Source organism: Paenibacillus koleovorans NBRC 103111 (assembly GCF_004000845.1).
GTDB classification, from domain to species: domain Bacteria; phylum Bacillota; class Bacilli; order Paenibacillales; family NBRC-103111; genus Paenibacillus_AA; species Paenibacillus_AA koleovorans.
The window spans coordinates 1-22,067 of record NZ_BIMA01000116.1 but is presented as its reverse complement, the minus strand read 5'-3'; the positions used below and the strand labels follow the sequence as shown (position 1 = coordinate 22,067).

The following is a 22,067-nucleotide window of genomic DNA, read 5'->3' as shown; positions in this document are numbered from 1 at the left end:
TAGGGCAGACAGGGCAGACAGGGCAGACAGGGCAGACAGGGCAGACAGGGCAGACAGGGCAGACAGGGCAGACAGGGCAGACAGGGCAGGATAGATGCCACCAGTACCACTTTGGCGCTAGACTTCTAGCCGCCATCAGCCCCAAAGTTAGCTATTTACAAACTAAAGTTTGCTAATATACCCTTACATGCAAGAAACCAACCCATAACAAACTAATGTACTCTAATAACTAACCTTTCGTAGGTATTAACCAAATCTCCATTCGCTAAACACCGCATCCAGCTAGCCACATCGCCGACCAAACCTTCCTCACAACCCGCAACTGGTACGAACCAACCAGGCCTTCCCCGCAACACCGCCCCCACCGACCAAACCTTCCTCACAACCTGCAACCGGTAACAATCAACCAGGCCTTCCCCGTAACACCGCCTCTACCGACCAAACCTTCCTCACAACCAGCAACCGGCACCACCCAACCAGGCCTTCCCCGTAACCCGCGCCAGATCAGTTCATCCCAGACCAGCTACCTCCCGCACACCCCCCTGCACCCCTAACCCAATCAGCTCCAAAGTTAGCTATTAACAAACAAAAGTTTGCTATTTTTCCCTCTGCACGCGTGAATCCGACCCTTAACAATCCAAAGCACGCTATTACCAAACTAGTCGCAGGTATTAACCAAATCTCCGTTCGCTAACACGCATTCCACCCCACCCCACACCGCACCACATCACATCGCTACACTATCCGGCAAATTCGAGCCCACATTTCAGAAAAAAACAAAATTCTACAGCGCGATTGTAAAGGCTTAGTGGAGCAGGGTCATCCTGCCTTGAGTGCTTGAGCATTAGTTTCGGCTGCCTCGAAAGTGGCAAAAATCGGGATTTTTTCTCACAAATGCCCCGCGAAACGCCAAAAGTGTTACGTAGGACACACTTTTGGGGGTCCTACCCGGAATAGATGCGGCTACATTACTCCATATGCATTAGGCGTTTCGAAATAATGAATCTGTATGATTTGCGGTGTAGAATTTTGCGGTTATGCTGAAGGCACCCACCGATGAGGCGGGAATATGTCGAGCTTTGAGGGCGGTAAGGGATGAGACAGAAACGCAAGAGCGTTCTCCAGCCGATCAAATGGATCGTCATACCGGTACTAGCCGGTTCGGTTACGGTGGCCGGGTTGATGGCGGCCGATGTCGTAAGCTGGAATCCGGCGAAATCGTTGGATAGCTTGATGTTTTGGAAGAAGGAAGCGGCTTCGACAGAAGGTCCATCGGCAAACGCAAAGCCAAGGCCGGGGACCACGCCTCCCAATGGGGGCACGCAGCAGCAACAGCAACAGCAACAGCAACAGCCGCCGGCCAGTCCGGGACAGGGCCAACAGGCAGCCGGCACATCCGTATCTGCCCCTACAACAACCGTATCGGCCGCTACGCCGACACCGACTCCGACAGGCTCGCCGAATCCGGCAGCACCTGCGGCAGGCATCCAACTGATCTCATCGGCACAAAGCGTCATCAATGCAAGCCCGAACGAGAGAGCTTGGCTCGACCTCGCGGCGCAGCTCAAGATCGCTCCAGGCAAGCTGTTCTCCTTTGACGGTTGGATCGGGGAAGCTTCGAAGGTGAAAACGCCGGACAAGCTGGAGCACGAGCTGTCGCATATCGCAGGACTGATTCATGAAGCGGCAGTTCGGTTCGGCATGAAGATCGGCGAGCGCGAGATTCATCTGGATTTGCCGGCTTACGCGCAGGCGGGCTTCGATGTGGACTATCAGCCGGGGACGAAGGATCTGTCCTTCTACAACCCGTTCGATTTCGAAGTGTTGGTCGGTGTAGTGTACATGGGCGATGTGCCGATCCTCACGTTCTCGGGAGCTCCAAGCGCAACCTACAAAGCACCTAAGATCACCGTCACGAAGGAGCCGTTTCAGCAAGAGAAGCAGATTCTCACGGACTTTACTTTAGTAGGCAGAGGCGAAGTGAGGCGGAGCGACGGGGCTCCGGGTCAGATGGTGAAAGTGTTCGTGGACGCCAAGAATGACGGCAAGAACGAGCTGGCTTATAAAGACTTTTATGCACCGAAACCGGTCGTCATCGCACGGGGACCTTCGGCGGAAGAGCTGAAGGCGAACGAAATCAAACCTTAACCGCCTCGACCGGCAGCCGCCAAGCCGCCAATGTCACAGTTCAGGAAGGAGGACCCTTTTATGCGCATAGGCGAACTGTTTGTCATGAATGGACTCATCAACGAGGAGCAGTTGGAGCAAGCGCTCAAGCAGCAGGTGCATACGCGGAAGAAGCTCGGCGAAATTCTGATCGACAAGGGACTGATCACGGAGCGGCAATTGGTCGAGGTGCTGGAGTTTCAGCTAGGCTTTCCGGTGGTCAACATGTTCGAGACCGCGCTTGATATGAGTACCGTGCAGCTGATCCCGGAGACGCTTGCCCGCAAGCATTGTGTCATCCCGATCGAGCGCAAAAACGGCAAAATCAAGGTAGCGATGGTCGATCCGCTTAATTACGACGCGATCGAAGAGATCCGCATGGCGACCAACATGAGCGTACAACCGGTCATAGCCATTCGCTCGGAGGTCGAGCAGGCGATCACCCGCAACTACGGGCTGAAGGAATCCGTGGAAGAGCTCATGGTCGACTTGGACAAACTGGAGTTCGGGAAAGACGAGGAGCAGGAAGCGAACGACCAAGGCTCGCCGATCGTCAAGCTCGTGAATCAGATTATTCAGTCCGCCGTGCAGCAGAGAGCGTCCGATATCCATGTGGATCCGCAGGAGAAGCAGCTGATTGTCAAATATCGCATCGACGGCATTCTGCGTACGGAGAAAGCGCTGCCGAAGCATATGCAAGGTGTGCTCACCGCGCGGCTCAAAATCATTTCGAAGCTGAACATCGCCGAACGAAGGCTGCCGCAAGACGGACGTATTCAGATGCAGGTCGACAATCGACGCATCGATATCCGGGTATCTACACTGCCCACTGTACATGGAGAAAGCGTCGTACTCCGGATTCTCGACCAGTCGGCCGGGATCAAGAAAACCGCCGAGCTGGGTCTTAGCGCAAGCAATCAAGTGAAGTTCGAGAAAATGATTCAAAAGCCGAACGGTATCATCCTGATTACGGGTCCTACAGGAAGCGGTAAAACATCGACGTTGTACTCGGCGCTCGGGACGCTGAATGGCGATGACGTCAAAATCATCACCGTGGAGGATCCGGTCGAATATCGGATGGCCGGCGTGACTCAAGTGCAAGTAAACTCGCAGATCGGATTGACGTTCGCTTCCGGCTTGCGCTCCATTCTACGGCAAGACCCGAACATCGTCATGGTCGGGGAAGTCCGGGACGCCGAGACGGCGGAAATCGCCGTTCGCGCGTCGCTCACGGGGCACCTGGTGCTCAGCACAATCCATACGAATAGCGCCGTGTCGACGATCAGCCGTTTGGTCGACATGGGTATCGACTCGTACCTGATTGCTTCATCGCTTTCATGCGTCGTAGCGCAACGGCTCGTCCGGCGCGTCTGCAAGGAATGCGCCCAGCTCGTGCCGGCTCGCGAGGACGAAGCCCGGCTGCTCGAGATACACGGCCTTCATGGACGGATCGAGGAGCGGCTCGCCCATACAGGCACCGGCGGCGGAGCGTTCCGCACCGGGTCGATCAAGCCGCTCGACGGCGGGGTCAAGGTCATGCGCGGCCGAGGCTGCGGCACTTGCAACAAAACCGGCTACCGCGGGAGGATCGCGCTTCATGAGGTGCTCGTCCTGGACGAGCCGCTGCGCAAGCTGATCGTGCAGAACCGGCCGGTGAGCGAGATCGAGCAGCACCTGGCGCAGCACGGCTACCAGAACATGCTGTTCGACGGCCTGCTGAAAGTACGCGAAGGACATACATCCGTCGAGGAAGTGTTGAAAGCGGTGTCCGAAGATTGAGGCAACGAATGAGGCATGATTGAGGCAACGATTGAGGTGAGCGTACAGTGGCTAACTTTGCATACGAGGCCGTAACCGAAAGCGGCAAACGCACGAAAGGCACAATGCGGGCCCAGAGCAAGCAGAGCGCGATCAGCGAGCTGCGCGGCAAAGGGCTGATCATCCGCAGCATAACGGAACGCGACGGCACGGCCATGGACAAGGAGCTGCATTTCGGCCGGGCGGTGAAGCTGGAAGACTTCGTCATCTTCTGCCGCCAGTTCGCCACCCTGATCCGCTCCGGCATCCAGATCGACCAGTCGATCTCGATTCTCGAGGATCAGACGGAAGCGAAGTACTTGAAGCGATCGCTGGGCGATGTGTCCGAGCAAATCCGCACGGGTCACTCGCTCTCCAAGTCGATGGGCGACCACCCAAAGGTGTTCCCGGAGATGTTCGTGAACATGATCGCATCCGGCGAAACAGGCGGGAATCTGGACGACGTGCTCGACCGGATGGCGGACCATTACGAGAAGGAGCACAAGACGATTCAAAAGGTCAAGTCGGCGATGACGTATCCGGTTATCGTGATGGTGATTGCGGTTGGTGTCGTGGCTTTCCTGCTGATCAAGATCGTGCCGACGTTCGCGAGTATGTTCCTGGAGCAAGGCTCTGAATTACCGTTAATCACCAAATTTGTAATGAGCGCCAGTGATGCCATCGTGAAGTTTTGGTGGATGTTCCTACTCGGACTTGCCGGAATTGTTACCTTCTACAGGATGTTCACCTCCAATAATGACGGCAAGTATGTGATCGATATGATGAAATTCCGATTTCCGATCTTCGGGATCATCTTTAAGAAAGCAGCTATCGCCCGTATTACTCGCACCATGTCATCTTTATTCGTCAGCGCCGTCCCTGTACTTCAAGCAATTGATGTAACGGAGAAAGTGGTTGGCAACAAAGTGATGGAGAAGGTGCTGAGGGAAGCGAAAGAAAGCCTGCAGCAAGGCAAACTGCTCTCGGATCCTTTTGAGAAAAGCGGCCTCTTCCCTAAGATGGTGGTCCAGATGCTGATTATCGGCGAAGAAACCGGGCAAGTGGACAAGATGCTGCTTAAAATCGCCGAGTTTTACGAAGCGGACGTCGATCAAAGCGTCGACCGGCTGAAAGCCGTTATCGAGCCGCTGATGCTGCTCTTCGTTTCGATCCTGGTCGGGATCATCGTAGCCGCTATGATGAGTCCGATGTTCAAAATGTACGATAACTATTTGTAATCATACAAAGCTTATCGCAATCGCGCTTGAAAGGAGGTGAGAACACACATGTCTCACGTACTGACAGCACCACGTTCCAACGAGTTTGAAGACCTGCAAGGCATTGTACATACCCCAAACAATCGAAGAGGTGGGAATGAAATGAATGAGATGGTAATGGAAAACAAACAACCGGTGAAGTTCCGCGCTCCACAAATGACGCTTCGCGAAGCGTTCAAGAATGAGAAAGGGTTGACGCTGATCGAGCTATTGGCCGTCATCGTCATCATCGCCATCATCGCAGCCATCGCGATTCCGTCGATCGGATCGATCTTGGAGAAAACTCGCGTAAACGCGCATCGCTCGAACGCACATATGCTGATCGATGCTTCCAGACTGCTGGTTTCCAGCGAGAACATCACGATTACGGGTACAGGCGCCATCTACCTGACTATGCAAGAGCTGCACGATAAAGGGTATCTGGAAGTACTTACAAAAGATCCGTCGAACAAACCTGAAACTTACGCATTGGGTGCAGCGAATACTGGCACAACTCCTGTGGCAACAGCACCTACAGCCGGCAGCTTCGTAAAAGTAACAAGAAACGGTACTACAGGAAACTACGAATATTCGGTCACGTTGAAAAAACTGGCTGACGCCGTTACTTACGGTGATGATGTAGCGGAGTCCGCTATTGAAACTACTGGCGAAATTACGGAAGACGGCGTTACTCCATAACACGTAAGCCCAGGCGCGCCGCCCAACAAGGTGGCGCGCCACCCTAACAAATCGCAAGCAAGACCGAGAGGAGCCGGCAAGATGTTCGGGAAAAAACAAAGCAAGTACGCGTACGGCATGCAAATTTCGGATACGTCTGCCAAATTGGTTGAAATCATGAACACGCCCGGGCAAGTTATCGTGACCCAACGACACTCGATTGCGTTGGACAGAGGCAGTATCAAAAACGGAAAATTCGTGGACGAGGAATCAGTTATCGCGCGCATTGGCTCGATCGTCAGGCAGCTCGGGCTGCAAGGGGAAAAGGTGAACGTCACCGTCCCCCTGTCGAACGTGATCCTGCGCCGTTCCGTGTTCTCGTCACTGAAAGATAAAGAGTTGCGCAACATGATCGACGTCGAGCTGCACGGCGGACAGACGCTGCCGTTCAAGGACCCGGTGTTCGATTTCGTCCGTCTAGGCGCTCCGAAGGACGCGGCGGCTCCTGCGGCCGAGGAGGGCAAGAAGGCGCCGAAAGCGTCGCAGCAGGAAGAAGTGCTCATTTTTGCAACCCCTTCCGAAATGGTGAACAGCTATGGGCAGGTCGTGAAAAAAACCGGTCTCATTCCCGTCAGCGTAGATCTCGCACCGCTAGCGCTGCATCGCATGATGATTCGCGGCGTGAAGCTGACCGGCGAAGCGATGAGAGAGCGGTTTATGCTGCTTTACGTCGAGCCCGACCACGCGGACATCAGCATTTTCGTGGGCGGCATCCCGGTTTTTTTCCGCTCCCTGCAGATTAATACAAGCTACTTTATGGATACGGGCACGGACCCGATTGCCGCTTATGGCCGGAACCTGGCCATGGAGCTCGGGCGCGTGTTGAACTATTTTCAATACACGGTTTCGACGGATCAGGAGCATCTGCAGACCATCTACTTGGTCGGCGAGCACGAATGGATCCGCGCGCTGCCGGAGCACCTCGAAGGCGCCTTCCCGGGCGAAATCGCTCCATTCCCGCTAGGCGACATCATACAAGGCAACGACGACGCTTCGCACGCCTACGCGGTTCCGGTCGGACTAGCGATGAAGGGAGCATAACGAGGCAATGAGCGCAGCTACGACACAAAGAACGACTTCCTTGGAAATCAACCTCCTGCAGCTCAAGCCGGAGGATGCGAAGAAACAGCTGACGATGGTCCCGGTCGTCCTGCTCGTAGTGGTGGCCCTTAGCGTAGTCACGATGGGATGGCTCTGGATCAGCTCCAACAAGGCGGTGAAAAAGGCGGATGCCGAGCTCGTCAAGGTGAACGCCGAGATCAAGGACTACCAGGCCCGGCTCGCCAGCTCGCCGACACTCGGCGGCGTCACCGATTTCATCGGCTTGCCGGCTGCGCTCAAGAGCAGCCGTCCGAATCCGGCGGAAGTGCTGGACAAGCTGTCGGCGCTTATGCCGGCCGCCTCCAATATGACGACGCTCACGTTCGGCGACGGCAACACGCTCAAGGTGACCGGCAACTTCGCTTCCACGGAGGACGTCGTCACCTTCATGCAAGCGGCCAAAGCTTCGGCCTCGTTCACGCTGACGGGGACGAGCGGGATGACGAAGGTGGCGCTCCCGGTGGAGGGAACGCCTCCGGCCACTAGCGCGGATGTGCCGATGCCGGTCATTCAAGCGACGTTCGACTTGATGTTCAAGCCGGAAACCAACAAGAAAGGTTGAGACTGATGGGGGTTTTCACCAGCAAAAGAAATCAAATCTTCGGAGCGGTGCTGCTCCTGCTAGTCCTGATCATGGTGTATGTCAACTTCGTAGCTCCGGCGATGGAGGCGAGCGATTCCAAGAAGAAGCTGCTGGCGCAAAAGCAGAAGGAGCTTCAAGGGTTGAAAAGCAAAGCCGAAGGCAGCACGAAAGGGCTCGGCGCCGAAGATCAAGTGGGACTGGCCCAGGCGCGCAGCCGAGTGCCGGAGGTGCCGGATGTGGAAGGGCTGCTGAGAGATGTGCGAATGCTGGAGGTTACCAGTCGAATGTCGCTGTCCGGGTACAACTTCGAGATCGGCAAAGTGTCGGACGCGCCCAAGCACGCCGCTGCAACCACGGCCGCCGCTCAATCGGAGAGCAGCAACGGCGCCGCCGACAATGGCACGAACCCGGCTGCGGCAGGTGCCCCTCAAGCACCGGCTGCCAATTTATCGCTGGCGATCCCAATTAAGCTGAACACAAGCGCTCGCGGCGATTACCAGCAGATTTATCGGTTCCTGGACGAGCTGCAATCGTCCCAGCGCATCATGCAAGTGGACAAGCTGTCGTTCTCGGTCAAGTCGGCGGTACCGGTGAAGCTGAACGCACCTAGAAAAGAAATCACGATGAACGTTTCACTGGTGTCTTACTATGCGCCTGGGCTGCAGAAGTTTTACAAAACCCCGCAGCCGGTCGAAGCGGCCAAACCGGTCGGACGAACGAACCCGATCTACTAAACCTGGAGGGAGGCGGACGGGATGAGCCTCGTATCCCCGCTTATATCGGAGACCCTCTCGCTCAAGGAGCTGCTGCGCATCTCCTACGAATCGAAGGCGTCGGACTTGCATATCAACACCGGCACGGAGCCGCTTATGCGGCTGCACGGCAAGCTCGTCAAAGTCGTCGACACGGTGCTCACGCCCGAGGACACGCAGCGGATGGCCAAGGAAGTGCTGACGAACGAGCAGCACGACCATCTGATGAAGAAGGGCGAGGTGGATTTCTCCTTCGCCCTTGCCGGGTTGTGCCGATACCGCGGCAACGTGTTCAAGCAGAAGCGGGTCATCAACATGGTGTTCCGCGTCCTGTCAACGAACGTGCCGTCGATCAATACGCTCGACTTGCCGGACCTGGTGCGGGAGTTTGCGCTCAAGCAGCAGGGTCTCGTGCTGGTCACCGGGCCTACGGGAAGCGGCAAGTCGACGACGCTTGCTTCCATCATCGATTTTATCAACGAGACTCAGAAGAAGCACATCATTACGCTTGAGGATCCGATCGAGTACATTCATCCGAGCAAAAATTGTTTGGTAGCGCAGCGGGAAGTGGGCATTGATACGCTCTCCTTCTCCAACGGGCTGCGTGCAGCGCTGCGGCAAGACCCGGACGTCATTCTCGTCGGCGAGATGCGCGACCTGGAGACGATCCGAACGGCGATTACGGCGGCGGAAACGGGCCACCTGGTGTTCGCCACGCTGCATACCCCGGATGCCCCGCAGACCGTAGACCGGATCATCGACGTGTTCCCGACGGAGCAGCAGCGGCAAATCCGCATTCAGCTGGCCTCTGTATTGATCAGCGTGTTGTCGCAACGACTCATCCCTAGAATCGACGGCAAAGGTCGAGTAATGGCGCTCGAAATATTGATCAACACACCGGCGGTTGCGAACTTGATTCGGATGGAAAAAATTTACCAGATCAAATCCGTCATCCAGACCAACCGTCATATCGGCATGCAGACGATGATGTCGAGCTTGAAGCGATTGTACGAGGAAGGTCTCATTCACCGGGAAGCGATCAAGGAATACGAAATGAGTTTAGGAGAGGACACCCAATGAAAAAGCGGAAATGGACGCGCACGGCGGCAGCAACGCTAGTGACGCTTACGATAATGACACAGCCCATGCTGGCGACAGCAGCAGACACAACCGATCCAACCACCTCGGCGGCTCCTGCATCGACGTCAACCCTAACTTCAGCAACAGATGAACCAACCGTACAACCAACATCCCTCCCTGCCTCGGTAACATCCGCCATCTATGGCAGCAATCCGATTGTCGCGGTGCAAGGACTCGATTCCCCGGACCGGAAGCAGGTGTACGACATGATGAAGCTTGTACCCGCAAGCTGGCAGCTTGGTACGGTGATTTCCAAGGAGCCTTACGCCGTAGTCACCAAAGCAGATTCGGAAGGCGCGACGATCCGCGTGTGGACCGGCGTTGTTGCTCGGGAGGAGGACGATCTCCTCGTGTTCTGGGATGAGATCCGCGTGGACGCCAAGGGCGGGCTTGTCTACGCCGCGACGAATGAGAGCAACACGTTGAAGGGGTATTTCAAGCAGCCGTCCCAAACATCCTTCCGGACCAAGTCGTATGCAGGCTTGTTCCCGTGGGCGGACATTCCGACCGATGCGGAAGCGGCGCAGAAGGGGGCGTTGCCGGTGCCGTCCGACGGCTTGTTCAACGTATACGGCATCGCCTTTCAGGACCCGGATGTAGCGATTTCGAAGCAGATGAGCTTGGTCAAGAAAGAAACGGCCGCCATTCCCGATCAAGTTCCCACTTTGAAAAAGTTCAATGAGAAAGCAATTGCCGATCTTCCTTCCGACGCCGCCTCGCACTGGGCGAAGGACGAAATTCTCGACCTGATGCAGAAGGCGATCATCGACGGCTATGAAGACGGGACGATTCGTCCGGACCGGACGCTATCGAAGGCGGAGTTCGTCACATTGCTGGTCAAATCGCTCGGATTGGACCCCGCTCTATCACCGGTAACCGGCTATGAAGATATGGCGTCGCACTGGTCCGTGCCGATGGTTGCAGCCGCACAGGCCTCCGGCCTGCTCGATAAAAAGCCGGTCGAAGTGAATCTCGTTCCCGATGCTGCGATTTCCCGGATCGAGATGGTGTCGCTGATTAATCGGATTCTTCAAAAGTTCTCCATTAAAGGCACGGAGCATGGGCTGACTTTCACCGATACGGCAGGTTTGCTGGCGGCTGATCGGACAGCACTCGGTGCGGTCGTTAGCGCAGGCATCGTAGGCGGTTATCCAGACGGCACATTCAGACCCGCAGGCTCGCTCACCCGTGCGGAAGCGTTCAAGGTTATTTCTCGCGTCTTGCAGGTATTAATCTGAAATTAGAGGAGGGAGTAAAGTGTTCAACTGGCTGCTGAAAAAGAAAAAAAGAACGGCCACCCTATTGACCGGCGTCCTCGCGGCGTCCATACTGCCTATCCCGGGCGGTACGGGCGGTGTCGCACTCGCAACACTTACGGACGGTTGCCTGACTATGGTAGGCTCCGGCTCCGTGGCCAACTCGATGGTGGAACGCAACCAGATGGTGACGATCAACTATACGCTCGACCCGGGCGGCACGCATACGGTAACGACCTCGCGCGATCCGATCGACGTCGCTTTCGTGGCGGACGTGTCCGGCTCGATGGATTTCAATATGGTGAAAGACGACCGGAGAACGCCGAAGCGGATCAACATTCTGAAGGATGCGTCCGAGACGCTGACCAGCAAGTTCCGATCGGTAGGCATGAATGACCGGCTGGGGCTGATCAAGTTCAGCGATTATGCCACGAAAGTGGAGGATCTGACAACGAACTATACCCAGATTCAAGACCGCATCGATGCACTGGACCCGGGCGGCAGCACGAATATCGACGATGCGCTGACCAAGGCGAAGCAGATGCTGACGGCCTCGGGTACGAAGCCGATCAAACAAGTGATTCTGCTTACCGACGGCAAAGCGACGATGTGGACCGACGAGAAGGACGGCAACAAGCGCAAGACGGGCGAAGCAAGCTCGGCGGCGGCGGCCCGCGCGTCCGCAGACGCCTTGGCTGCAGCGAACATCAAGGTGTACACGATCGCCCTGGCGACCCAGGGCTCGGATGAAGTCGATCTCGATCTGCTCAACTATATCGCCACGAAGACGAAGGGCCAAGCTTACCAAGCCAGCTCGGCCACTGCGCTGGCGAGCATTTTCAACGACATCGCTACGACAATTGAAGCGCCTTCCGCGCTGAAGAACGTGACGCTGCGCCAGCCGATTCCGGACGGCTTTATTCTGGCACCAGGCGAGAACGCGTCGAACGTAACTTACGATCCGGTCACCAAACAAGTGCTGGTGAACATGGGCGATCTCCCGTACCCGTTCCAGCAGCCGGACTATTCGATCGCCGTGCATCTGATCCCGGACACGGCGGCCGGCAACTACCCGCTGCAGGATGCGAGGGTATCCTACACGAATGCGTGCAACCAACAATCGCAATTCAATATCTCGCTCGGAGCGACGCTTTCCGTTAGCTTCCGAATCATGGACAAGTACGGCAACGTCTACTATGCCAATACGGACAGCGTGCAAGGACGCTTACAGCGCAAGCGAACAGGCGATCTGGAGCTGCAATGGTCGGTCAAGGAGAAGGACATCCCGATCTCCGACATTCAATTTGTCGACGCCGACCATTCCATCGTGCGGATTACGTACCGCGACGGCACCAAGTCGCAATGGGATCTCAAGCCGACCGCGCCGACAGACTTCGAGCTGAAGGATGCCAACGGGAACCTCATCATGGACAACGGCTGGCACAAAGGCTTCGGGACGATCAGCGGCTTCTCCGGTTCGGTGAACCAGCTGCCTGCTTCCACGGAATACGGAAATGAAGATTTCCGCGACAACTACATCGCAGGGTTCTATTACAGCATTGCCGGCAGTGCCTGGAGCGTGTTTTCGCCAGGAGTCGTGCTTCCGGACGGGCAAAATATCGGGCTCAGCGCCAAGGCGTTCACGAATTCGATCAGCAGCAGCGCAGCCATCCCATTGGCGGGAGCGGAGGCGACAAGCCGCGTATCGCTCGACAGCACCGGGCCGGTCATCAGCTGGGCGAAGACGAATCTGGATCCGGCTGAGGATGCCGACATCACGATTACCGCAACTGAGAATTTGAGTCCGGTGACGGGCATTAAAGTATGGCTGGACAATCGTTCGGCTTCGATTACGGCACCGGCCAACCGGATCGTTCAGAACGGCGGCACTTACACCTTCTCGTTCAAGCTGAGCGAAGTACAAGGGTTCACCGACGCTGCAACACGGATCGGCTGGCATCAAATCGAGTATGAAGCAACCTCGGCAGGAGGAACGAGTACGGCCAATCCAGACTATTTTGTGGTTAATCCGGGACCAACCGGATCGTTGATCCCGGTCGAATACAGCACAGGCGAAATCGCGGATCGACCGGTTTATGTCAATGTCGAGACGAGCCATCCGGTTGTAAGCAAATACGGCAAACCGGCCTTTACGGTGAAGGACAAATACTATATCATCCAGTCCGACGCCGCGCCGCCGAATGACGCCTCCGCTTGGCGGAAGCTGCCGGCCAGCCGCTTTACGGTCACGACTTCCACGAACGAGACGAAGGGCACGTATTATGTGTTCATGAGGCTGGTGGACGATCAGGGAATCGCTTCGATCACCCCGTCGCCGCTTGTCATCCAGATCGATACGGAGCAGAATCGGTGGTAAAAGAGGGAATGTGCGTGAGCCGCTTGGAACGATTCCGAAAGCAATTCGACAACGAAGACGGCATCTCCCTCGTCGAGATTTTGATCGGGGTGACGATTATGGCTATCATCAGCACGATTCTGATGGGCAACTTCACCTCGGCGATGGACAAGTCGGCTGAAGAGAGCAGGCGCATTATCGCCGCGAATCTCGGCCGGCTGAAGGTCGCCGAGCTGCGCGACCATTTCAAGGAGGCGTACGAGGAGCCGATGGGCGGCGAGACGCGGTACAGCGGCAGCTTGGCCGACCCGTCCGACTCTGCGATCATGGAAGGACTGCTCGAGCCGACCGTGGTCAATGGGACGACCTATCGCTACTTGGTACGGCTGAACGACAGTCATCATCGCTGGGAAGCTACGGACGCCTTCAAGACCGATTCCAATCAATATTTGGCTCAAATGCTCGTTACGGTTTACTGGTCGGGGGAGGAGTCGCTCGAGACGCCTCCGGCTAAATCCTCCACAACGCTCGACACTTACTTAGTCAAAGGGTGGTAGCGCCAAATGCAGCGACGATTGCAGGCTAACGAAAAAGGATTGAGCTTGATCGAGCTATTGGCGGCGCTTGTCATCTTCGGCATGGTGGCCTCCATTTTATATTCGTTTCTGCTGATGGGCATTTCCATGTACAAGCGCGTGACCGTGGAGACGCAGATGCGCAACCAGGGCGATACGCTGTACAGCCAGATCATTTCGGAGCTGAAGGATGCGATTTACGTGCAGCAAGCCGGCACCGACAAGATGATCCGGTATGCCAAATCGAACCCGTCGACGTACATCGATCTCTATGAGATGGAGCTAGTGCCGAATGAAACCGCCGGAGGCAAAATCGTCGTGCGTCAGGCGGGAAATGCGACGCCGATTCGTTCGTTCGAGCTAAGCAGCCGGTTTACGATTAGCGACGGCAGCTTGAACGAAGCAAGCTCCAGTCATGACCGGGTCCAAGTAAGACTTACGTATACCAGGGCAAACGCCGAAGGCTTGAAGGCGGCCGAACGGCCGGAGCTCGAGATTGATTCGCAAATTCCGTTGATCCGCAACGAATGATTCGGACTCTATACAGGAGGAGGTGAGTGCGGAGTGAGCAACCCGCCTCAGCAGAACGAGAGCCACAGGCTGGAATGGAACAACGAGGAAGGGGCGGCGCTCGTCATCGCCTTGCTGGCGGTAGTCTTGATGACGATTATGGGCATGGTGCTGCTCGAAGTGCTCCGCGGCGGAGCCGTGCAGGCTGTCTCCACGGAAGCCGGCATCCAGGCGGAGGCGATCGCGCAGAAGGGACTGGACGATACGCTCGCTCAGATCCGGCGCGCGGTTGCCGCTGGAGAGACGAACGGGGATGCGCTGCAGAACAGCAAGACGCGTTACCGGAATCGGATCAACGAGGTGGAGTCCCAACTGTCGAGCATCTTGACGGCTTTCGACGACGAGATCGGAACCGGCTCCAAGGCGGGCAACGGCAAAGTGGTCCGAGCGAACAGAGGCAGCTATCGGATCGACATTTTATCCGTGGAAACCGTCAATCCCGAAGCGGCGAACAAGCCGATCACGTACCCGGATTTTCCGTATGTACGGAAATTCGTCATTCAATCGGTCGGGACGATCGACAGCCATCCGGGCCGCACGGTGACGAAGCAGATGACGGCCTATGTCAGTACGATCAATCCGGTTTTCCGTTATCCGGTTTCGTCAGGAGGGGATCTGAAATTGAATGGAACCCCCTATGTAGTAGGCGATGTGATCGTTCGGGGGAATAGTCTTCATGTGCGGAATGAAGCGATGTTCGTCGGCGCGTCCGGCACGAAATTCGGCGTTCAGACGGGGTTGCCCGCGCTTCGCGGATTCATCCGGGTGAATGGAGACGGGACTACGGCCGACGAGAACAAGAAATATACGCTCCAGACGGACATCGAAACGACGAGTGCGGATGTGATGGAGCCGAACTACTTCACCCCGCTCTACTTCCCGCTGGAGGATCCGAAGCTGGATTTCGACACGATGGTGGACGTAGGCGCTTATGTGGCGGACAAGCTGGAGAAATCGAACCAGCGGCTGACCGGCAATTTCGGGGAAAAGCATCTGGATGAAGTCGATTATGAGGTGACTAATGCGACGAAAAGCACGAGCATCCTCTACACGAATATGTGGGTAGCTTATCAAGGACGAGTGACGGTCGATCCCGGCGCATCGGCCGGGGACGGGGATGTGTTCGTCAACAACGGAACGCTTACGATGTTCGATCCTTCTTCCGCCCGTTCCGATGACGATCCGGTATTGTCGCTGCGCAGAGGGTCCTTGTATGTGAGATCAACGGACCCTAATCTGGTGGCAGGCGATTTCCGCGGGGAAATCAGCATTGATGAGGACAAATTCGTTGCCGTGCAGGGCAATGTGTCCCTGAACAACGGCTTCAAGTTCATGCAGGGCACGATGTACATCGACGGCGATCTGAAAATTATCGGCGACATCACGCTTCAAGGGACCGTGTACGTCAACGGGAACGTCGAGCTGAAGGAGATGCGCTCGATCAACAAGCCGGATGCCGGTCAGACGAACAAAATCCCGCTCATCATTATTGCATCCGGAGAAATCGTCCTGGGGAACAACACCAACGAGAACAATGCCAACGATCAGATCCGCGCTTTTCTTTACTCCCAGCAAGGGTTGAAGCTCTATGGCGTCCTGTCCAGGCTGAAGCTGACCGGAGGCGTTCATGGAGAAGACGAGGTGGAGCTGAACGCAGTGCGTGGCGAGCTAACCGGAGGCAGTATCGTGAACGAATATGAAGGACGCTGGAACGGAAGCGTGCCGGAGCCGCAAATCAATTTGCCGGCCGACCGCTCCAGGCTTCAGATCATTTATGACAACGCGCTCTACGACCAGCCGCCGGCCGGTATTCCGACAATGAACGATTTCAACGTCTTCGCCAAAGACATTCAGTATAAGTAAGCAGCAAGACGCGAGCGAGAGCGACACAATCCAGGAAGGAGGCAATCCCCATGTCATTCAACATACTGGTAGTCGACGACACCAAGTTCATGCGCAAGATGCTGACCGATATTCTGAAGCAGTTCGGTTACGAGGTCGTTGGGGAAGCGGAGAACGGCAAGCAAGCGGTGCAGCGGTTCTCGGAGCTGCGGCCCGACGTGGTCCTGATGGACATTACGATGCCCGAGATGGACGGGATCGAGGCGATGAAGGAAATTCGCCGCATCGATCCCCAAGCCGTCGTGCTGATTTGCTCGGCGATGAGCCAGCAGGATCTGATCTCAGACGCGCTGAAGGCCGGGGCGAACGGGTATTTGATGAAGCCGTTCAAGCCGAATCGCGTGAACGAGATCATCCGCAAGTACGGCTATCGTCGAGTGGATCATGAGCCGTTGACCATTATGGATGAGCGGGAGGAGGACGATTCCGCTATTCCGCAGCCGGTACCGCAAGCGCAACCGCCTCAACTGCAGGAGGTGCAGTCCGAGTCGGAAGCGCTTGTACTGGAGGAATCGGCGGCTGTCGCAGCGGAGCCGCTGCAAGCCGCCGAGGCCGACGTCGCAGTTGAAGTCGCAGCTGAAGTCGAAGCCGAACCTGAGCAGGACCTCGAGCGTTATGTGGCCGAGCTTGCCGCTGCTCTGATGGAGGAGCGGGCTGTCGAGGAACCGGAGGAGCGGCTGCAAGAGGAGGCACCGTCGTCTCTGGTGGCGGAGGAGCTCGAGGAGGAAGCCGAAGAAGCGAGCTTCCTGCAAACCGAAGCAGCGGTTATTCTGGAAGCGGATTCGCAGCAGACGGAGCTGCCGGAGCAGCAAGTAGAGCAGGAAGAGTCGGCTAACCGCCAAGCGGACGAGCTCGAGCCGGCTGAGCTTGAAGCGACGGCAACCGACGAGCTCGCCTTGCCGCATTCCATTATGGAAGATCGCGATGAGGAGCAGGCAGTCGCAGAGGAAGAGATTAGCCTGGACGAGCTGAACGACCTTACGATGCTGATGGCGGAGCAAGAAGCTCAAGCCGAGCAACAGGAAGCCGTCGCCGATTCGCTGCCACCGATGCTTGCAGCAGAGGAGCCGTCTGTCTCGAACCGCGCTGCCAACGAAACCGCCGAATACCGGCAGCGAGGCGCGAAATACGGCGACAACGGCAAAATCATAAACTTATTCAGGGGGAATGGACCAGTGAAGAACTTTACCAGCAGCTATATGTGCAATTGGAATGAGGAATTGAACGGGGACGCCTCCCAGTTTCTAGTCGTGTGCACCGAAGCGGAGAACAAAGTATCGATCGAGATGACGAACAACAACCAGAAGCAAGTCGTGAACTTGTCCATCGACGGCTTCAACCAGTTGGCCCAATGGCTGAACATCCAGCTGGGAAACGTCCCACTCCCGGCAAGAGAGCTTTCCAAAAGGGAAAATTACTAAGATAATGCATTAGTTAGGAGGCGTTCGTTATGGATTGGCCGACCTGGGCCGTTATGGTTCCATTATTCGTTATTGGCACGCTATTCGGTTCTTTCTTCAACGTCGTCGGTATCCGCGTCCCGAAGGGAGAATCCGTCGTCGCTCCGAGGTCCAGCTGCAGCAGCTGCCGACATCCGCTGAACGCGATTGACCTCCTGCCGATCCTCGGCTGGCTCGTGCGCGGCGGCAAGTGTCACTACTGCGGCGAACGCTTTTCTCCTATCTACATGCTGGGCGAGCTTGCGGGGGGCGTATTGTTCGCGACGCTTCCATTTCTAGTGAACAAACCGTCGGAGCTGTGGATCGCTTATCCGCTCGCGTCGGTGCTTTTGATTTTGACCGTCAGCGACTTGAAGTACATGCTCCTCCCGAACAAAATCATTTACCCGGCCATGCTGCTCTTCGTCGCGCTGCGCCTCGTCGTGCATCCGCTTCCGCTGTGGCAATATGCGCTTGGGTTCCTGCTCGGAGGAGGCATCCTGTTCGGCGTCTCGTACATGGCGATCTTGCTGCGCAAACCGCCGATGGGCTTCGGGGATATTCGGCTGATGGCGCTTATCGGTCTTGTGATGGGCGTCAAGCTGGTGCTGCTCTGCATTTTCCTGTCCGCTCTGCTCGGCAGTCTGATCGGGCTCAGTCTGATCGCCTCGGGGAAGCTCAGCCGCAAATCGCCAATGCCATATGGTCCGTTCATCGCCGTAGCCGGGTTGGTCGCCTTCTGTTATGGGGATTCCCTCATGACCTGGTACGTGAACCTCATTACGTAATCGAATTCGAACCACTTAACTTTATGAAAAGAGGATGAGATGGATGGACTGGTTTCGTGCCCAATCGTTCCGCGCGAAGCTGCAGCTGGGGTACTACGCGCTCGTTGCGGCCTATAGCGCCATAATTGTAGTGTTGATGCTGACGAGCGACGTGAACATCATTTTCGGCTTGATCTCGATGCTGGTGCTGATGGTGCTGAGCTTTCCTTACCTGAGTTGGCTGGAGAGCGCGCTTGTCGAGCCGATCGAGGATGTTTCGCGGGTGGCGATGAACATTGCGAAGGGCGACTTCACCCAGACGGTCGATGCCCGCTCGAACGATGCGCTCGGCGAGATGGGACGCTCCTTCAACGGCATGATCGTCAAGCTGAAGGAGCTGCTCCACGAAACGACGGCGATTTCCAAACATGTAGCGGACTCGAGCCGAGATATTTATTTTAAGAACGAGGGCATCAACACGATGCTGGTGGAAGCGACCAACTCGATTACAAGTCTCGCCTCCGGGGCGAACGAAATTTCCGACGGGGTGTTCAAGAGCTTCTCCGTGGTGAAGGAAATCGAGACGAAAGTAACGGATTATGTAGAATCGACGAAAGAAATGAACAACCGGTGCAACCAGACGCTGGAGCTCGTGAAGAAAGGGCTGGATGCGGTCGAAAGCCAGGCGGAAAGCGTGCAGCACAACGTCATCGCGACTTCCAATGTGGCCGGTACGATCGACGAGCTCGTGAAGGAAGCGGACAATATCAGCAAAATTACCCGGACGATCTCCGAGATCGCCGAGCAGACCAACCTGCTGTCCCTGAACGCCTCTATCGAAGCGGCACGCGCAGGCGAGCATGGCCGCGGATTCTCGGTCGTCGCCCAGGAAGTGCGCAAGCTGGCGGAAGAATCGCAGCGTTCGGCCAAGGAGGTGTTCCATCTCGTCCGCAACATCGAGAATAGCATCCGCCAAGCGCGTCAAAATATCCAGATCAACGAAAATATCGCCAAACGTCAAAGCGAGACGATCGAGGAAACGGAGAAGGTGTTCGCGAACATGGTCAGCAGCATTCAATTCATTACGACTCGGATGAACGAGTTTACCGGCGAAAGCGTCAAAATGATGAACGCCTCGCAATTCATTACGGGCACAATGGAGAATATCTCGGCCATCACACAGGAATCCGCAGCCGGCACCGAGCAAGTATCGGCTTCGATGGTGGAGCAGACGGGCTCGGTCAAAGCGGTCGTAACGCAATCCGAGCAAATGCTTAGGATGGTGACGCAGCTGCAGCGGACGATTCAAATTTTCAAATTGTAGGATTGATTGAAGCGGTGAGCCAGAACGTGTGCAGAAGCAGAATGGCGGCATAGACGAATGCGGAGAAGCGGAACAAACGGTGGATGAGCAGCCTTTGGCCGACGCGGGCGGCTAGGATGAACAGCGACAAGGGAAGCGCGATCTTCAAGGCGTAGAACGAGTAGTAGCTGTTTTCGTAAAGGAAGCGCATGATGGGGTTGGCTTCTCCAATCAGGCCCATTCTCAGGCCGAGGTCGGTGAGCAGCGCATCCAGGCAGCTGGCGACGCAGACGAACGCAATCAGCAAACGGTTCAAACGAATCCCTCCCAATCGGAATGTCATTCCCCACGTGGTTGCCGCTTGGATATTCTGGGTTGTCCTACCATTATAGTCTATTCGTCTATAGTCTATTCGTCGCGAAAGTAGAAATTGAGACCCTTGGAAACGAGGGACTTCAGGCCGTTCTTAATCGGAACGGTCTATTTCACATGCATTAGGCTTTTAAAGCAGTAGATGGCTAAATTTTTTCATTGAAAAATGGGTGGGATACGATTAAAATTATTTTTATGTCTGACATGCTATGTCAGAAAATTACAACCCCGAAAGGACTGCCAGCCATCATGCTTAGTGCTAGAGAGTACGTCAATCAAGTGTTCGAAACTGTAAAAGCGCGCAATCCTCATGAGACTGAATTTCACCAAGCGGTGTTCGAAATATTCGAATCGCTTGTTCCCGTTTTCGAGAAACATCCGAAGTATATTCAAGCCGGCATCCTGGAGCGTATCTCCGAGCCGGAGCGGGTTATCTCGTTCCGCGTGCCGTGGACGGACGACGCCGGGCATGTGCAAGTGAACCGCGGCTTCCGCGTTCAGTTCAACAGCGCCATCGGGCCTTACAAGGGCGGACTGCGGTTCCATCCGTCCGTCAACGCCAGCATCATCAAGTTTCTCGGCTTCGAGCAGACGTTCAAGAACAGCTTGACCGGTCAAGCGATCGGCGGCGGCAAGGGCGGCTCCGACTTCGATCCGAAGGGCAAGTCCGACGCGGAAGTGATGCGCTTCACGCAGAGCTTCATGACCGAGCTGTCCAGATATATCGGCCAAGACACCGACGTACCGGCTGGCGACATCGGCGTAGGCGCGCGCGAAATCGGCTTTATGTTCGGCCAATACAAGCGGCTGCATGGCGGTTTCGAAGCCGGCGTTCTGACCGGGAAAGGCTTGCTGTACGGCGGCAGCTTGACGCGTACGGAAGCTACAGGCTACGGCGTCGTTTATTTTGTGGACGAGATGCTGAAGGATCGCGGGCTGTCGATGGAAGGCAGCAAAGTTGTTGTGTCCGGCTCCGGGAATGTGTCCATCTATGCGATCGAGAAAGCGCATCGGATGGGTGCGACGGTCGTTGCTTGCAGCGACTCCAATGGCTACATTTATGATCCTAAAGGCATCAACCTCGAAACCGTCAAGCTGTTGAAAGAAGTGGAGCGGGCGAGAATCAGCGATTACGTGAAAATTCATACCCACGCTGAATACCATGAAGGCTGTGCCGGTATTTGGTCGATTCCTTGCGACATCGCGCTGCCATGCGCGACGCAGAACGAGATCGACACCGATTCGGCGAAGCAGCTTATCGCGAACGGCGTGAAAGCGGTGGCTGAAGGCGCCAACATGCCTTCCACGCTGGAAGCGATCGATCTGTTCCTGGAGCATGGCGTGCTGTTCGGACCGGCTAAAGCTGCGAACGCAGGCGGTGTGGCTGTTTCGGCATTGGAAATGTCGCAAAACAGCATGCGCCAGTCCTGGTCGTTCGAGGAAGTGGACGCGAAGCTTCATGCCATTATGACCAATATTTATCGCAACAGCGTGCATGCAGCGGCTGAATACGGTCGTGAAGGCAATCTGGTTGTAGGCGCGAACATCGCCGGCTTCTTGAAGGTCGCCGACGCGATGCTGGTACAAGGCGTAGTCTAATTGGTTTGGCAAGGCCTCCGGTTTTCATAGCCGGGGGTTTTATTTAACAGATAAGAAGTTTTACATTCTTCACCGTATTGAAGCGTCAGGGGTTTCCTGACTTACTGGGGAGTCGGACTGCAGAGTAGCAGAGTAAGGCTACTTGGCGATCGTACCGACTGGGGTTGCATCTACCGCTCCTGCACAGCTCGCTCCCTGCTTGTCCGCACGACACTCCGGGTCCCAGCCAGTAACTTTTCATACGGTAAGGTGAGACAATCTCCGCTTGCTACTCTGAAAATTATCCCCCTTTTCAGCAGCCGTGGCGCCGCCTCGCAGCAACGGTGTCTGTAGTCCGAAAAAGGAGGCTGTCGATTAACTGTGCACTAAAAAAAGAGCCGCCTCTCGCCGGAAAA

17 protein-coding genes and 1 pseudogene are annotated in these 22,067 nt (G+C 56.0%); 17 read left to right on the top strand and 1 reads right to left on the bottom strand.

The window, feature by feature from the left end; all coding sequences use genetic code 11:
* The first annotated feature begins 1,095 nt into the window (after positions 1 to 1,095).
* The 16 genes and pseudogenes from PKO02S_RS26425 (at position 1,096) to PKO02S_RS26350 (ending at position 19,722) form a co-directional block, all read left to right on the top strand.
* Entirely contained in the window at positions 1,096 to 2,148 is a 1,053-nt protein-coding gene (locus PKO02S_RS26425; RefSeq protein WP_127587873.1) for a VanW family protein, read from the top strand.
* 60 nt (positions 2,149 to 2,208) lie between these two features.
* On the top strand, positions 2,209 to 3,945 hold the full coding sequence (locus PKO02S_RS26420; protein WP_127587871.1) for a GspE/PulE family protein: 1,737 nt from the start codon (positions 2,209 to 2,211) through the stop codon (positions 3,943 to 3,945).
* 47 nt (positions 3,946 to 3,992) lie between these two features.
* Complete coding sequence (locus PKO02S_RS26415; protein ID WP_127587869.1) at positions 3,993 to 5,201, top strand: type II secretion system F family protein; 1,209 nt, start codon at positions 3,993 to 3,995, stop codon at positions 5,199 to 5,201.
* Positions 5,202 to 5,342: 141 nt separating this feature from the next.
* Positions 5,343 to 5,918: a prepilin-type N-terminal cleavage/methylation domain-containing protein gene (locus tag PKO02S_RS26410; RefSeq protein ID WP_164821702.1), complete on the top strand. Its 576-nt coding sequence runs from the start codon at positions 5,343 to 5,345 to the stop codon at positions 5,916 to 5,918.
* A gap of 81 nt (positions 5,919 to 5,999) precedes the next feature.
* A complete protein-coding gene (gene pilM, locus PKO02S_RS26405) occupies positions 6,000 to 6,998 on the top strand; it encodes a type IV pilus biogenesis protein PilM (RefSeq protein WP_127587865.1) in 999 nt (332 codons plus the stop codon).
* Between the two features lie 7 nt (positions 6,999 to 7,005).
* Entirely contained in the window at positions 7,006 to 7,620 is a 615-nt protein-coding gene (locus PKO02S_RS26400; protein WP_127587863.1) for a PilN family protein, read from the top strand.
* A gap of 5 nt (positions 7,621 to 7,625) precedes the next feature.
* A complete protein-coding gene (locus PKO02S_RS26395; protein WP_127587861.1) occupies positions 7,626 to 8,375 on the top strand; it encodes a hypothetical protein in 750 nt (249 codons plus the stop codon).
* Between the two features lie 21 nt (positions 8,376 to 8,396).
* Positions 8,397 to 9,473, top strand: a complete 1,077-nt coding sequence (locus PKO02S_RS26390) for a type IV pilus twitching motility protein PilT (protein WP_127587859.1) — start codon at positions 8,397 to 8,399, stop codon at positions 9,471 to 9,473.
* The gene (locus PKO02S_RS26385) at positions 9,470 to 10,771 is read left to right on the top strand and encodes an S-layer homology domain-containing protein (protein WP_127587856.1); all 1,302 of its coding nucleotides are present in this window, start codon (positions 9,470 to 9,472) and stop codon (positions 10,769 to 10,771) included. The genes PKO02S_RS26390 and PKO02S_RS26385 overlap by 4 nt, the downstream gene beginning before the upstream one ends.
* A 19-nt stretch (positions 10,772 to 10,790) precedes the next feature.
* Positions 10,791 to 13,166, top strand: coding sequence for a vWA domain-containing protein (locus PKO02S_RS26380; protein ID WP_127587854.1), 2,376 nt, complete (start codon positions 10,791 to 10,793; stop codon positions 13,164 to 13,166).
* A 14-nt stretch (positions 13,167 to 13,180) separates the two neighbouring features.
* Positions 13,181 to 13,702 carry a type IV pilus modification PilV family protein gene (locus PKO02S_RS26375; RefSeq protein ID WP_127587852.1) on the top strand — a complete coding sequence of 174 codons (522 nt, stop codon included), beginning with the start codon at positions 13,181 to 13,183 and terminating at the stop codon, positions 13,700 to 13,702.
* Positions 13,703 to 13,708: 6 nt separating this feature from the next.
* On the top strand, positions 13,709 to 14,251 hold the full coding sequence (locus tag PKO02S_RS26370) for a type II secretion system protein (RefSeq protein ID WP_127587850.1): 543 nt from the start codon (positions 13,709 to 13,711) through the stop codon (positions 14,249 to 14,251).
* Between the two features lie 33 nt (positions 14,252 to 14,284).
* On the top strand, positions 14,285 to 16,153 hold the full coding sequence (locus PKO02S_RS26365; RefSeq protein WP_127587848.1) for a hypothetical protein: 1,869 nt from the start codon (positions 14,285 to 14,287) through the stop codon (positions 16,151 to 16,153).
* 50 nt (positions 16,154 to 16,203) lie between these two features.
* Positions 16,204 to 16,554 (top strand): annotated as a pseudogene (locus PKO02S_RS33480) (response regulator); the annotation flags it as partial.
* Between the two features lie 1,088 nt (positions 16,555 to 17,642).
* Positions 17,643 to 18,419 carry a prepilin peptidase gene (locus PKO02S_RS26355; protein WP_127587844.1) on the top strand — a complete coding sequence of 259 codons (777 nt, stop codon included), beginning with the start codon at positions 17,643 to 17,645 and terminating at the stop codon, positions 18,417 to 18,419.
* Positions 18,420 to 18,462: 43 nt separating this feature from the next.
* A complete protein-coding gene (locus PKO02S_RS26350) occupies positions 18,463 to 19,722 on the top strand; it encodes a methyl-accepting chemotaxis protein (protein ID WP_127587842.1) in 1,260 nt (419 codons plus the stop codon).
* Here the strand turns inward: PKO02S_RS26350 and PKO02S_RS26345 are convergent.
* Positions 19,712 to 20,017, bottom strand: a complete 306-nt coding sequence (locus tag PKO02S_RS26345) for a DUF5658 family protein (protein ID WP_127587840.1) — start codon at positions 20,015 to 20,017, stop codon at positions 19,712 to 19,714. The two genes, PKO02S_RS26350 and PKO02S_RS26345, sit on opposite strands and share 11 nt — an antisense overlap.
* A gap of 305 nt (positions 20,018 to 20,322) precedes the next feature.
* On the opposite strand from PKO02S_RS26345, the gene gdhA reads away from it, so the two are divergent.
* Entirely contained in the window at positions 20,323 to 21,672 is a 1,350-nt protein-coding gene (gene gdhA, locus PKO02S_RS26340; protein WP_174819959.1) for an NADP-specific glutamate dehydrogenase, read from the top strand.
* The last annotated feature ends 395 nt before the right edge of the window (positions 21,673 to 22,067 follow it).